Origin of the sequence: Singulisphaera sp. GP187, from assembly GCF_900129635.1 — a bacterium.
In the GTDB taxonomy this organism is placed as follows: Bacteria; Planctomycetota; Planctomycetia; order Isosphaerales; family Isosphaeraceae; genus Singulisphaera.
Genome location: NZ_FSRB01000003.1, coordinates 258,145 through 272,207, shown reverse-complemented (window position 1 = coordinate 272,207; position 14,063 = coordinate 258,145). Strand labels below are relative to the sequence as shown.

9 protein-coding genes and 2 pseudogenes are annotated in these 14,063 nt (G+C 61.5%); 4 read left to right on the top strand and 7 right to left on the bottom strand.

The features are described 5' to 3' along the window. Nucleotides 1-57: 57 nt before the first annotated feature. Both BUS42_RS37055 and BUS42_RS46830 read right to left on the bottom strand, forming a co-directional pair. Nucleotides 58-489 carry a cupin domain-containing protein gene (locus BUS42_RS37055; RefSeq protein WP_173878284.1) on the bottom strand — a complete coding sequence of 144 codons (432 nt, stop codon included), beginning with the start codon at nucleotides 487-489 and terminating at the stop codon, nucleotides 58-60. Then, nucleotides 489-974 (bottom strand): annotated as a pseudogene (locus BUS42_RS46830) (carboxymuconolactone decarboxylase family protein). Before BUS42_RS46830 ends, BUS42_RS37055 begins: the two are co-directional and overlap by 1 nt. Nucleotides 975-1,085: 111 nt before the next feature. Here BUS42_RS46830 and BUS42_RS37045 point away from each other — a divergent pair. Then, nucleotides 1,086-2,768: a MocR-like pyridoxine biosynthesis transcription factor PdxR gene (locus BUS42_RS37045; protein ID WP_074316165.1), complete on the top strand. Its 1,683-nt coding sequence runs from the start codon at nucleotides 1,086-1,088 to the stop codon at nucleotides 2,766-2,768. A gap of 45 nt (nucleotides 2,769-2,813) precedes the next feature. Here the strand turns inward: BUS42_RS37045 and BUS42_RS43990 are convergent, their stop codons facing one another. The 3 genes from BUS42_RS43990 to BUS42_RS37035 form a co-directional block, all read right to left on the bottom strand. After that, nucleotides 2,814-2,954, bottom strand: coding sequence for a hypothetical protein (locus BUS42_RS43990; RefSeq protein WP_159452343.1), 141 nt, complete (start codon nucleotides 2,952-2,954; stop codon nucleotides 2,814-2,816). Nucleotides 2,955-3,383: 429 nt separating this feature from the next. Then, nucleotides 3,384-6,680, bottom strand: a complete 3,297-nt coding sequence (locus BUS42_RS37040) for a hybrid sensor histidine kinase/response regulator (RefSeq protein WP_074316164.1) — start codon at nucleotides 6,678-6,680, stop codon at nucleotides 3,384-3,386. Between the two features lie 119 nt (nucleotides 6,681-6,799). Beyond that, the gene (locus tag BUS42_RS37035) at nucleotides 6,800-8,236 is read right to left on the bottom strand and encodes an ATP-binding protein (RefSeq protein WP_254054067.1); all 1,437 of its coding nucleotides are present in this window, start codon (nucleotides 8,234-8,236) and stop codon (nucleotides 6,800-6,802) included. An 839-nt stretch (nucleotides 8,237-9,075) separates the two neighbouring features. Here BUS42_RS37035 and BUS42_RS46825 point away from each other — a divergent pair. From BUS42_RS46825 to BUS42_RS37025, 3 genes and pseudogenes are all read left to right on the top strand, one after another. Further along, nucleotides 9,076-9,219: pseudogene (locus BUS42_RS46825) on the top strand (helix-turn-helix domain-containing protein); the annotation flags it as partial. Nucleotides 9,220-9,571: 352 nt separating this feature from the next. Then, entirely contained in the window at nucleotides 9,572-10,093 is a 522-nt protein-coding gene (locus BUS42_RS45770) for a DDE-type integrase/transposase/recombinase (protein WP_074316162.1), read from the top strand. Between the two features lie 574 nt (nucleotides 10,094-10,667). Beyond that, nucleotides 10,668-11,285, top strand: coding sequence for a hypothetical protein (locus tag BUS42_RS37025; protein WP_074316160.1), 618 nt, complete (start codon nucleotides 10,668-10,670; stop codon nucleotides 11,283-11,285). 41 nt (nucleotides 11,286-11,326) lie between these two features. On the opposite strand, the gene BUS42_RS46820 is transcribed toward BUS42_RS37025, so the two are convergent. After that, nucleotides 11,327-12,379 (bottom strand): DUF1559 family PulG-like putative transporter, encoded by a 1,053-nt coding sequence (locus BUS42_RS46820; protein WP_074316158.1) that lies wholly within the window; start codon nucleotides 12,377-12,379, stop codon nucleotides 11,327-11,329. A gap of 3 nt (nucleotides 12,380-12,382) precedes the next feature. After that, complete coding sequence (locus BUS42_RS42290) at nucleotides 12,383-14,062, bottom strand: DUF1573 domain-containing protein (protein ID WP_083671215.1); 1,680 nt, start codon at nucleotides 14,060-14,062, stop codon at nucleotides 12,383-12,385. Between the last annotated feature and the right edge of the window lies 1 nt (nucleotide 14,063).

The window sequence follows — 14,063 nt, the reverse complement described above, 5'->3', positions numbered from 1 at the left end:
GCCCCCGCCCGCCATCCCGAGCGGGGGCCGCGACGTCGTCATTCCCCGGGCCGGGGCTCAAGGCTTGGGCGGCTCCAGGATCACCAATTCCTTGGCGTCCCGCGGGTGCAGGATGACGGCGAGGAACCGCACATTCGCCGTCTGGCTCGGGTTCCGCGAGACGGAATGGAGCGCCATGGTCGGCTCGTAGAATGTGTCGCCGGCCTTCAGCCTCCGCAGTGGCTGGCCTCCGAACTGGGTCTCGAACTCCCCCTCCAGCACGTACCCGAAGACAGCGCCGGGGTGGCGATGCGGCGGGGTGAAGCCCCCCGGCCCGTACGAGACCTCGAGCGAGGAGACCCGCGCCGCCTTGCCGTCGATCATCTCGGAGACGTCCTGCTCCGACAGCATCTTGACCTTCGCGGCATCCCCGTGCTTGTTGTGTTGGGCCAGCACGAGGCCGCCGGCCCCCAAAGCCGCCCCAAGGGCGATCGCGATTACGGTACGCATCAGTGGATCTGCCTCTTCAGGAGGTGGCTGAACTGCCCCGGCTGGTAATCGCCGGGCAGATTGCGGAAGCTGATCGCCATCCGGTTCCAGGCGTTGATCGCGGCGATCGCCATGGTCAGGTCCGCGAGTTCCTTGTCGTTGGACTGCTCGCAGACCTCCTCGAAGACCGCGTCGGGGACATGCCCTTCGGTCACCTTGGTCACCGCCTCGGTCCAGGCGAACGCCGCACGCTCGCGGTCGGTGTCGAAGGGGCCTCGCGCCAGGCGTCGAGCAGGTCGAGCCATTGCTCGGTCTCGCCGGCCGCGCGGGCCTCCTTGGAATGCATGTCGATCCAGTCGGCGCTGCCGTTGAGCTGCGAGGCCCGCAGCTTCACCAGGTGTAGCAGCCCGTGCTCCAAGCCCGTAGCCGTGGAGGTAGACCTCCAGGCCGAACAGGGCCCTGACGGCGCCGGGGGACGCCTTCGTGTCATCGAGCCGGGGTTGCATCGCCATGACTCCCTGAATTGAGCGGCCGTGCCGCAAATTGCTACCCGAATGATACGCCGCGGTGGTACCGTTGAAAGGGCCACTCGCGTAACAAGTCATGGGACCACTTCAATGCCGAAGAACAGCCGCGCCCTGCGGTTCGACCTGGACTCCCTCGTCCTCGACGTCGGGGCCCGCGAGCCGCTCCACCGGCAGCTCCGGGACCAGATTCGGCGGGCGATCCTGGAGGGGCGACTGCGCCCGGGGCAGCGGGTCCCCTCCACGCGCGGGCTCGCCGGCTCGCTGGGGGTCGGGCGGAACACCGTCGCGTCGGCCTACGACCAGCTCACGTCGGAGGGCTACTTGGTGCCGTCGGTGGGTTCCGGCACGCGGGTCTCGCGGACCCTCCCCGAGCACCTGCTGAACGCCCCGAGGCCGGGCCTGACCCCCGCGCCGGCCGTCGGCGCCGGCGGCCCCTCGCGTTTGTCGGCCCGAGGCCGGGAGATCGCCGCATTCGGGCGCCTGCGGGGCCACGATGGCGGCCGGCCCGCGCCGTTCCGGCCGCACGTCCCCGCGCTCGACGCCTTCCCGCGCGAGGTCTGGGAGCGGCTGACCGCCCGTCGGCAGAAACGGCTGTCGCGCGACCTGTTCGCCCGGGTCGACTCGCTCGGCTATCGGCCCCTGCGCGAGGCCGTGGCCGGATACCTGGGGGCTTCGCGCGGGGTCCGCTGCACGGCCGACGACATCGTCATCACCGCCGGGGCGCAGCAGGGGATCGACCTGATCGCGCGGCTCCTGATCGACCCCGGCGACAAGGTCTGGCTGGAGGAGCCGGGATACCTGGACGTGCGCCCGGCCTTCGAGATGGCCGGGGCCGAGGTGATCTCCGTCCCGCTGGACGCCGACGGCCTCGACGTGTCCGCCGCCGAGCGCTCGCAGCCGCGCCCGCGTCTGGCCTACGTCAGCCCGAGCTGCCAGTGGCCGACCGGGATCACCATGTCCCTGGCGCGCCGACTGGAGCTGCTCTCCTGGGCCGATCGCTCCGGGGCGTGGGTCCTCGAAGACGACTACGCTGGCGAGTTCCGCTACGGAGGCCTCCCGCTGCCGGCCTTGCAGGGGCTCGATCGGTCCGGCCGGGTCATCTACACGGGGACCTTCAGCAAGGTTCTGTTCCCCTCCCTGCGGCTGGGCTACCTCGTCGCCCCCCCGGGACTCGCGGAGGCCTTCGGGGCCGCCCGCTGGCTGGCCGACCGGCACTCGCCCCCGCTGGATCAGGCCGTCCTGGCTGACTTCATCGACGGCGGCCACTTCGCCCGGCACATCCGCCAGATGCGGACCCTCTACGCCGAGCGCCAGGGAGCCGTGGTCGACTCCGCGCGTGCGGAGCTGTCGGGGGCCGTCGATATCCCCGCCGCCGAGGCCGGGATGCACCTCGTCGCCCGCGCCGTCGGGGCCTCCCAGGAGGCGATCATGGCCGCAGCGTCCGGGGTCGGGGTCGAATACCACCCCATCTCCAGGTACAGCGCCGCGACCCCCCCCACCCCCGGCCTGATCCTCGGATACGCCGCCTACCCCCCGAGTCCTCTCGGCGCGCGATGCAGGCCTGGGCGCGGGCGCTCGGCGGGACCTGAATTGGTCACGCGACGCCCGCGGCCGCCCTCCCGCCAGCGCCGCGACCCGGAGAAATCATCACCTGAACCCCCTGGGAACTTTCCTCTCCACATTCCGGAAAAGGTTCATCCGGTAACGGTGCCAGATCGCGGCTCTCCGTGCCCATTCACCGGCCAGGACCCTTGGCCGGTCTGGAGACGTTGATTACGCTGATCGAGATGTCCGATCAACCCAGGGCGAGGCACGACTTCAACCTGCTGGGAGCCCGGTTTTCGACTCGGCCTGGCGTCTCTCGCGACGCCGCTTCCGCGCTCGGGCGGCCGCCTCCGCCTCATCGCGGCGGCACTGCAGGAAGTGCTCGGGATGCGCGGCGATCCAAACGTCGGGCAAGAGCGACCTCAGATCCACCTCAGCCGATGACAGAGCGATCAGTAACTGACGGACATACGTGAACGGCTACCTTGACGTTTTCATTCAGCGATCCGCATCGCGGTCATTTCGCTGTTCCCGTCCAACGCGACCGCGACCGGTAATTCTTGCAGAAACGGGCGATGTTGTCCTTGTTCGTGATGAACGTTTCAAGGAGATGAAAAAATATGAAGTGAACAATATTGTATGTGGTAATATTAAAATCTATCGTCGCTCGCGACCTGGGCTCGATTCGTCGTGCCTCCGCCCTGCGTCTCGCTCATCAGGAGCGACGAACCCACTCCAAAATGGCGGCCCCGACCGAGGTTGTGACACGGTACTCGGCTGCGGCGAGTTCGAGTAATGCCAGAGCAATCCGACATGATTCCGACAGTCCCACGACCGGCTGAGTCATCGATCGTTCGAGCGCGGGACGATTTCCGTGAGAGCCAATTCGAGCTCGTGGACCCGCTTCTCGAGAGCGTGGTAGACATCCCCGATTTCGGTCAGATCGCCGGCAAAGCCCATGGACTCCAGCGTCTCCGCTACGTGATAGGCCGCGGCCTTGCTGAACACTCCAATCGCCCCCTTCAGCGAGTGAGCCGCTCGTTCGATCCTCGTCGCGTCCCCAAGATCGATCGCAGCTCGAATCTCGGCCAATGATCGCGAAACCTCGCCTTGAAACACGGCCACGAGCTTCTCGAGTTTCTCCCGACTGCCTCCGACTCGCTCGAGCAGTGCGTTCCGATCCGGCAGCACACCCTCGGGATCATCGGGAGGGGGCGTCGCTTCGGGTAGTCCTTCCGGGCGGATCAATCCCGCCGTCGTGTTGTGTGCGACGTCGGCGATGGCCTGGAGCAGGTCACTGATCTCGATCGGCTTGGAGACATAACCGTCCATACCCGCCTGCAGACAATGCTCACGATCGCCCTTGATGGCGTGGGCGGTCATCGCCACGATCGGGATGTGTCGGCCTGTCCCCCGCTCTTTCGCGCGGATGCAGGCTGTCGCTTCGAGGCCATCCATCTCGGGCATCTGCACGTCCATCAGGATCAGGTCGAATGGCTGTTGCTCCCAGGCGGCGAGCGCTTCCTTGCCATTGCCGGCGACGATTACCGTGTGTCCGCGCTTCTCCAGCATGATTGTTGCCAGCGTCTGATTGACGGGGTTGTCCTCCACCAGCAAGATTCGTAAGCGCTGCGACGGAGCTGACAAATCTCCCGGCTCGAGACGGTGGACTCGGGAGGCCAAGTCCCCGCGCCCATCGGCGACCCCTGCCGTGCCCAGCGACGTGACAATGGCGTCCAGCAGCTCTGAGCGCTTGATCGGCTTGACCAGATAGGCGTCCACCCCCAACCGCCGGCAGCGGGCGACGTCCCCTGACTGGTCAGCGGACGAGAGCATCATCAGAGTGGAACGGGCCAGCTCGGGGTGCGCCTTGATCTGTTCGAGGAGGGTGAAGCCGTCCATCCCGGGCATCATCGCATCCGCGAGCACCAAGGCGTAGGGATCGCCGGCGGCGGCCGCTCGCTTCATCTCCGCCAACGCGGTGGGGCCGTCCACGACGGCCGTGGGCCTCATGTGCCATTTGGTCAAGATTTCTTCCAGGATCAGACGGTTGGTCGCGTTGTCGTCGACGACCAGCACCGACAGGTTGTCAACCAAGGTTGGCCCGGCCGAGTCCCGCGTGATACCAGGGTCCTTCCGCACGCTCAGCCGCAGGGTGAAGTGGAAGGTGCTCCCCTGGCCCGCCACGCTCTCGACCCAGACCCGTCCCCGCATCAGAGCGACGAGTCTGGCGGAAATCGTCAGGCCGAGCCCGGTGCCGCCATACTGCCGTGTCGTGGAGCTATCGGCCTGAGTGAACGCCTCGAAGATCAGGTCTTGCCGCTCGCGGGGGATGCCGACCCCGGTGTCGGTCACCCGGAAGTGCAGACAGACTTCGTCGGCCGACTGAGACTCCTTCTCGACCCGAACGACCACCTCACCGTGCTCGGTGAACTTGATGGCGTTGCCGACCAGGTTGACGACGACCTGACGAAGCCTTCCCGGATCACCCACGAGCGTCTCGGGGACGTCGGGAGCGATATGATAGGCGAGTTCGAGCCGTTTCTTGTGCGCCCGCAGCGCCAGCGCCTTCATCGTGTTGCCGAGGCTTTCGTGAAGGGAGAATTCAATCGACTCGAGATCGAGTTTGCCCGCCTCGATCTTCGAGAGGTCGAGGATGTCGTTAATCAGCGTCAAGAGCGACTCGGATGACTCCTTTACGAGCTCGAGGTACTGCCGTTGTTCGGGAGTCAGATCCGTGTCGAGGGTGAGCTCCGTCATCCCGATGATGGCGTTCATCGGCGTGCGGATCTCGTGGCTCATGGTGGCGAGGAAGGTGCTTTTGGCTTGGGTCGCTTGTTCGGCGGCGTCCTTGGCGGTGCGCACCTCCGCCTCTGCCGCCCGGGCTCGGGCGCTCTCTTCCCGCGCCTGGACCCATTCAGCACGCAGACGCGTGGCGATATTATTGAAGGCGGTGGCCACCTGACCCAGTTCGTCCCTGGTCTCCAGGGAGACGTGCTGGACCACCGAGCCGCCGAGCATACGTTCCGAGGCCTCTCTCAGTCGCCTCACGGTGGCCAGGATGCCGAGATAGATGGCCAACAAGAGATAGGCGACCGAAAGCAGCATGACCGCTGCGAACGCCTCAATGAGATGCTTCTTCCGGGTTAAACCGTCGATGCGGGCTCGCAATAGGCCCTCGAGGTTGACGACAGCCTTGTCCCAGAGGGAGTAGTTGGCTTCCAGGCTTTTCTGGACGAGCCGGTCGTAGTCGGCCGGCTGGATCGCGATCGCCTCGGACCTGACGACTTTGCCGTCGATCGCGCTCAGGAGTGCATCCGTGGCAGCAAGATGGTCGCGGAGCGTCGACCCTAGCTCGGCTTTCAGGCTGGCCGAGGGATTGTTCTGGAACGCGACGTCAAGTCCCCTTGTGGTCGTCTCCTCGTTGGAACGCAGCAAGCTGGACAGGCTGATGAACTCCGTCCTCTCCTCCGCCGTGGGCGTTCTGCCCTTGACGACGCCTTTACCCAACGAACTCGCAAGGGCCAGGAGATCCTGGCCTCCCGAGAGCTCGATGAGGATGGCATCCATCAAATAAAAACTGTCCAGGTCGGGGTCCAGGATAAGATTCGAGGTGTTGTTCACATAAGCGTTTAAATCGCGAATCTCCGCGAGGAGCTGCCTGTGCAATTCGTCACTGTCACCGGCCTCCAGTTTCAACAGCTTCTCCCTGAGGAACCGCGCGTTCTCCTGGAGCGCGTCGTGCTTGCTCGTCGTCCGGAGGTTGTGGCCGAGCTCACTCTCGATGACCCGCAAGGTCTCCAGGTCCTCGGTGATCTCCGCCTGCTTGCCGATCAACGCGGGGCGGAGCGAGACCTTCCCGTTGCCGTAGGCGTGTGCCAGCACTCGACTCTGGAGGACATGCTCGAAGAGTTGGCGCAGGGGGCGCAAATACCGGGTGCCCTGGATCTCCTTCCGGGCGAACTCGATCCGTGCGTCCATCTCGGAGATCAGGAGGCCCATGACAAGAGCCAGAGGCGTCACAAATAACAGGCTGACGAGCGCGAACTTCCGCGGGTAGGTGAGGCGGTTCATGACCGCGACCGCCGGCGCGATCAGCCACGGTTGACGATCCGGCACCAAACCCGAGTTTGCGATCATGGGACACCTCCTCGAGCCGCCGGGCCAATCGGCTTGAATGCGAATCCCCCGGCCTCTTGATCGTCAGTTCCGTTTTCCAATCCTGATCGACCTTCCCGGTCAGCTTGTCCGGGCTGAGCCTATGGGGCGGCCGTCGGGGACGGCCGGATTGGCAGATCGACGACGATGCGGGTTCCGCCGGGGGAGGTGGACTCGACGGCGATGGTTCCACCATGAGAGCGGACGATCCCATAACTGATGCTCAACCCTAGCCCCGTGCCCTTGCCCTGGGACTTGGTGGTAAAGAACGGGTCGAAGATCTTGCCGAGAACATCCGGGGGGATGCCGGTCCCGGTATCGGTGACCGCGATCTCCACGCCGTCCTCCTTGACGCAGGTGCCGATGATGACGCGGCCGCCCGGCTTGCAGGCGTCGAGGGCATTCGTCACCAGGCTGAGCACCACTTGGTTGATCCTCGCGGGATAGCAGGTCACCATCGGCAAGGGGCCGAGCACGGTCTCCAGCGCGACTTGCAGTTCGCTGGCCCGGCCGCGGGCGAGGTCGAGCGTTGAGGCGATCCCCGTGTTCAGGTCCGCCTCCTTGAGTTCCTGTTCATCGAGCCGGGCGAAGTCGCGCAGGCTCGCGACGATGTGCCGGATGCGTTTCGCCCCCTCGGCGGTGCGTTCGAGGAGCCGACCGAGGTTCTCGAGGGTGTAGGGAAGGTCGACCTTCTCAGCATACTCCTCGATCGGCTCGACCAGCTCAGGCCGGCCCACGGCAAGGGGAGCGATGGCCTCTCGGTAGAGGCTGAGCATCGCTTCCAGATAGCCGAGGTCGCGACGGAGGAGGGTGATGTTATTGATGACGAAGGCCAGCGGGTTGTTGATCTCGTGGGCCACGCCGGCGGCCAATTGCCCCAGCGAGGTCATCTTTTCGTTCTGAATGAGATGGCTTTCGGCACGCTTCCGTTCCTCGTGGGCACGACGTTCCGACTCCACCGACCTTTGTAACTCCAGGTTGCGCTGTTCCAGTTTCCGGTTCGCCTCGCGAAGCGCGACCGCGCTTTGGCGATATTGGGCATTGATATGAACGACGTCTTCGAAGGCGGAGACGAGGATATCGAGAAGTTGTTCGCGGCCGGCGGTCAGCTCGAAATCCTGATCGAGGAAAGTGACGCGCGTGCGGGCCGAGGGCGAAGGCTCAGGGGCGCACCCGCGCTGCAGGACCCTCCGGACACATCCGAGGATCTCCGCGGGGGGGCGTTGCTTGGTGACGAAGCCGTCGGCGCCGGCCTGGAGCCCGCGCAGCACGTTCACGGGGTCGACCTCGCTGGTGCAGACGACGATCGGGATGTTGCGGTGGACGGGGTCGGCCTTGAGGCGTCGGCAGAGGTCGAAGCCGCTGTCGCCGGGGAGGTGGAGGTCGCTGAGGATGACGTCGAAGTGTTCCTCATTCAGACGCCGGAAGCCGGTTTCGGCGTCGGGGGCGAGGACGACTTCGAATCCGGCCTCTTCGAGAATGAAGCCGAGGTGCTGGGCCTGAGTCGGACTGTCCTCGACGACGATCACGCGCGGCATGGTGCGGTTCTCTCGAGACCTGTGACTGACTTCATTTTACGAGCATGCCTTCCGCGATGCTCGACTGGTCCAGGTTTTCGGTTCAGTCACGGCGATCGCATCAGAAATTGAACCGACTTCTCGAGAGCACCGACCGAGGACGGACCTATCCCTATTCCACCTGAGGATCGCTCTGCGTTGATCGGCTCCTCCGCGGCTGTCTTTACGCATCCGATTTCTCAACGGTTGCTCGTGTTCTTCGCGGCGGTGATCATTATGGCCTGGCGGCGGACAGCACCGACCTCCTCAGGTTTTCTCGCGGCGGGCATAGTGGGAGACGGGGGAAATCCACATTCCGTGGTGCGGTCACCCCACCCGAAGATTCCCGGAGTTTGGCGTTGGACACCCAGGGGACAGGTGTTTATTTTGGGGCCGAAAGCCGAAGACCAGGGCGAGGGTGCCCCGACAAGCGGTGCTCCTCCGGCCTCAAATCGGTCACAATGGTCGCTCGGCTGTCCGTTGTCGATGGTACGAGATCGTGTTCGATGAAGAACAACGACCCGCCATGGAGCTTAGAGTCTGTCCCGAAAGGCGAATCCCACCGAAGCTTTTGGATCTTCTCCGAGTGCCATGCGGTTCCGGACTCGGAACCCATGCGGGAATGCCTTGGCCTGGGGGGTACGGGTTCCGAATATGTCACGCGACAGTAAGTTAGGCCGCGCAATCGCGACACGAAGTTTGTCCGCGCAATCGCGACAGTAAGTTAGGCCGCGCAATCGCGACACGAAGTTTGTCCGCGAATCGGTATGGCTTTACAGTAGAGACTCGTTCTTTCGCCCGTCGTCCGTGGAGAACGGCTCATGCCACGCCACGTCCCCCTTCCCATTCGTCAAACCATCTGGAATCGCTTCCAGGATGGACAGGATGTTCGGACCATCGCCAAGGATTTGGACCTCTCCTTACGCACCGTTCGGCGGTTGTTTCAACGTTTCCGTTCCGAGAACGCCGATCCGCTGGCCACGTCCTACGACCGTTGTGGAGTCGCGACACCTAAGCCCATCGAGACCCTTGTACAAGCCGTGCTGGAGCTTCGCCGCGAGCACCCAACCTGGGGGGCGGGGTTGATCCGCGTGATGTTACGTCGCAACGGTCTCGACGGACCGCTCCCCGCCACTCGGACTCTTCAACGGTGGCTCCTCCGAGCCGACCTCGCGCCCGCCCCGCCGGGACGGCGGCCCTCGAGCGATACTCTACGGGCTGCCAGGCCTCATGAGGTCTGGCAGATGGACGCCGCCGAACTCGTTCCGCTCCAGACCGGGCAGCGAGTTTGCTGGTTAAGAATCGTTGACGAGTGCAGTGGCGCAGTCCTTTGGACCGAGGTTTTCCCCCCCGGCCCGCTGGAACCAGGTCTCGCCCGCGTCGACCCAGGATCAACTCCGCCTGGCCTTCGCCCGCTGGGGCCGACCCGATCGGATCCGGGTCGACAATGGGACGCCGTGGGGTTCGGCGCGGGGCGACCTGCCGACGGACCTCGGACTGTGGCTGGCCGGGATAGAGGTCGGTATCGACTACAACCCTCCGGCAACCCCCCAGGACAATGGGGTGGTTGAGCGGTCCCAAGGGACGGCCAAGCGGTGGGCGGAACCGCAGGCCTGCGCGACCCCGGAAGAGTTGCGGGAACGCCTGAAGATTATGGACGACATTCAGCGTGGCGAGTATCCCAGCGTGAAGGGCCGGAGCCGATTGGAAGCGTACCCCGAGTTGGCGAGCTCCGGTCGCGAATTTACACCGGCGTGGGAGCGGGACAACTGGAGTCTGGAATCGGTCAATAGGCACCTGGCCAACTCCACAGGTCGACGATGGGCAGGAGCAACTTGATACATTTCCGTATGCAATAGAAATCTTTACATCGGAATTCTCAACAAAAATAAGCATGTGTATGTGAATTTTGACCCCTTGGCTTGTGAGTGGGTAATCGCGGACACCGAGGGGCGACAGTTGAGCCGGCAAGTGGCGTCCGCAATTAGTCGCGAGCGGATCATGGGATTAGCGGTGACGAACAAGTAGGTGTCAAACGAACAGGTTGCGGACAAACTTCGTGTCGCGATTGCGCGGCCTAACTTACTGTCGCGTGACAAATACGGAACCGCGTGGCACCCAATCATCCCTGATTTCCCGGTTCAGACGGACCTTCCGAGACAGACTCGAAGAATCACCCTCGTTCCCACGGTCCTCCGCTATGCCTTACCCACAAGTGGGGGTCTGGCCCGGTGTCCAGCGAGGGTGATCGGCGCAAGTGCTTGAGAGTCCTCCAGTTGTGGCATCCAGCTCGGGCCACAGCCCCCTTCCGTAACCTCCGGATTGCTAACGACTTACGACTTGTGGGTAAGGCATAGTGGGGGACCGTGGGAACGAGTCGCGCGAGGCTTCCTAGCTCTGTATCGAGTCGTTGATGAAGAACGTGGGTCGGCTCTTCCTGGCGATCCTGGTCGCGCCGCTGCCGCGGTATCGGCTTCGAGGTCGTGTGGGCGCCTTCGTCGGCTGGTGCTTCGTACCGATCATCCTGGTTTGCCCATGGCTCATCCCGTCCGCGAATCTGGGGCTACGGGCTGCGTCCGCCTTCGCATCGGGCGACATTACCTTCAAAATGGTCGACTACTTTCGCCATTGGGGCAATGTCGACCGACGCATCGTCCTTCGCGAATACTACCGCTTCTTGATTCCGTTCCCGGTACTCTCTGCCGTCTATCCCGATTACAAGCGGCGGTTGTCGCGTTCGGAGAGCCCTTGGCCGCAGGTTCTGCGCCTCTTCGGTGGGATCGTCGGTTGCACCATCACCATCCTGGCGGTCCGAGCTCTATCCAGGATCACCCTGGTCCGATCGAGATTTGCGCTGAAACATGCCGTGATGTTGCTTACATTCGTGCTTGCCATCGAATCGCTCTCGCGAGCACTTGGCGCACTCGAATGGCTGGCAGGATTCGACACGACTCCAATCATCCGAAACGCCTACCTGTCGCGCATCGTCTCCGAGTTCTGGCGGAGGTACAATTGCCAGATCGATGACTGACTCTACCGCAAATCGATATACAGCTCCACTTTCTCTTTAACTTAATAATCGGTGGAATTGATCGTTTCCCCTCCTGAACGAGTGCCAAGCGCCGACCAAACTTGGGCTGCTATGGACTCTCGAATAAATCGTGTTGACCCATCCATGAATAAAACACCGACGACACCAGGATGCCGACTTCTTGCACTGATCGCTCCTCCGGTGGTTTGTCCAACCGAGTTCTCGTAGATTCCGGTGCTGCAATCACAAACTCTGGAATTTGGCGTCAAAACATGATTGTACAGCGTGTTTTCATATCCTGCAGGAAGCCACGCATGCCCCATAAGCTCATAGAATGTGGGAGGAGTAGTCGACAAACCCGCGCATGCGGAAGCCACCTCGGACGCTGATTCCGGATTGCCAAGAGCCTCCAGTCCGCTAAACCACAAATCTCTGGGCTGTGAGAACGCATGTTTCAGGCCACTTCCACCAAGTCGTTCGCTAAAGCCCGCTGTAATAGACAATCCATCAGAGAAGTCCCCTGCGGAGACGGCCTTAAGACCGGGGAATGCACCCCCGCCCCCGGGCCAGGGAGTTCCGTCATGCATGTACGGCAAGGAGCCAACACATGCTCGGTAATTATTACCCCCAAGGCTGAGCGAGCCGTCAGAAGGGCACAGAAAGCTTGTCACTGTGGTTTTTCTTACGGTCTCATTAGATGGACGCAACGAAAGCGAGGGGCCCCTAAATGAGGTGCCCGCAAAATTTATCGCATTGAATAACACACCGCTATCGATAAACGCAAGCAATTGCGCATGCGTCGACGAAGGGCCAGCCGCATAAAGATCTCCAGTACGGCTTGTGCCATCGGGACGCATGCCGCTCGGAAACCGCCCATGCACACCGTGGTGAGCATTGAGGGCGATGCCGATTTCATGAAGATTGTTAATGCACGTCAAACGTCTAGCAGCCTCACGTGAGGCCTGCACGGCCGGTATTGAAAGTGCCAACAGCAGACCCAGGACAGAAACCACGACAAGGACTTCAATCAGGGAGAAGCCCAGCTCTAGGTGCCTTCGAGGATAGGGACGAAAACTGGGGGATGGCTCGCACATGATTTATAAGGCCTCATTGATGATCGCAGAGACTGGTACATATAGCTGAGCTGCGTTCGGATTATCAGTCTCTAATGACAGAATGCTTCGCCATGGGCCCGGTACGACGGGGGACTTGACCAGTACGTTTACCATGTGGGACGACCGGTCTTCGCCGTCAAACGTGATCTCAATGGATTGATGCGGATCATCGGAAGTGCCCTTCCGGATACGAAACGGCTTACCATCGGCAGAAGACAAATTAAGCTTGCCGGAAAGCGTGTCACCAATCTTGTGAACGCCAAGCCATAACCGACTTGGCGAGACCCTAATAATCGAGCGAGAACGCCAAAACACCGGAATTGTTGATTCGCCAAGAATTTTCCCTCCACATGACAGAATCAATCCCACAGATTCCCGATGCTCTTGCTCCTCATGATCGCCACGGATGTCCAGAGCAATATCGCCGAGCTTAACCGAGTTCGACATCTTCCCGTTCGATAACAGTCGTGAAACTTGGCCGGCCTTGAAAAATCCGATTGACATTAATTGCGAACTAGGCTTTGATGCGACTTCACATCGAGAACACAATTCAGGATGAATTGAACTTATCGCAATTTGAGCTGTCCTATGCACGCCAGGGCCAAGTTCTCCCAAATCAATTGACCTTGGCATATTGAGAATCGTCGCAGCGGCCTGCCACTGGTATGTGATAGATAATGGCCGTGAACCCAATGTGCTGGAGACTAATCTGACAACACTCCTACGTGGCTGTGGATCAATGCCTACTTTGATAATTGTAGTCAGGACTGTTTCTTCGCCCGATTCGATGCGAGTTTTGCTTAAGGCCGCAGATGTACAGCCACATCCAGACTGAATTTCTAGAACAGAAACGGGTGCATTCGATATGTTGCGAATCTTAGTTTCGATTGTTTCGATGCGATCCGCGGAGAGTGAAGCAATCACGCCGAGATCATGAACATTGGAGGAGGCAACTAATGATTGAGGCTCGGGCGAATGCGAATTTCTGAAGGCACTTGCTTTTTCCTTGCCACAGCCGGCGGAAGAGGCCGCCAGGATGCATGCGCCCACCAAGCAAATCGACTTTGATGCTAGGCGATTTCTTGCTCTCAGGTAAAGTGCACAAAACGCAAGTAGTATTGTTGCTAGTACGCAAACGATGAGTGTTGAAGTGATCATTTGTTTGTGCGAATAGGAGCGAACCGATATTGTGGTCAGTGGCTGGGTGCCCAGCAGCAAGCATTCTCCACCCCATGCGGTCCTGAAAGTGTCAAGTGGCATTCGACTTGCTATGGTCCCGTTGATAATCTCGGCCATACCCTGCGCTTCGTCGATCCATTGCAATATAACAAAGTGTTTTTTGTTAATCAGGCAGATGGCTACGAATCGATCAGGCCGGGCCAGAATCTCGTCAAGGTTCGTCGACAGTGCGAGCGTGCGGGCGCCAGACTTTTTAGCCTGTTCATTTAATTGGGCAATGGAATAGCCTCGATCTGTAGGGGGGCCTAACGCCAATTCAAGCTCATCGAACGTCTTAGGACCGAGATCAAGAGCAGTGAGGGCGACGAATAGCGCATAACTTCCACAGCGTACATCCGGCAGGTCTTTTTTTAATTTGCTCGGCTCGGCACCCAACGAGCACAGGGATAGGCAGAGCAATACGGTGGTAGAGTGAATAAGCAAC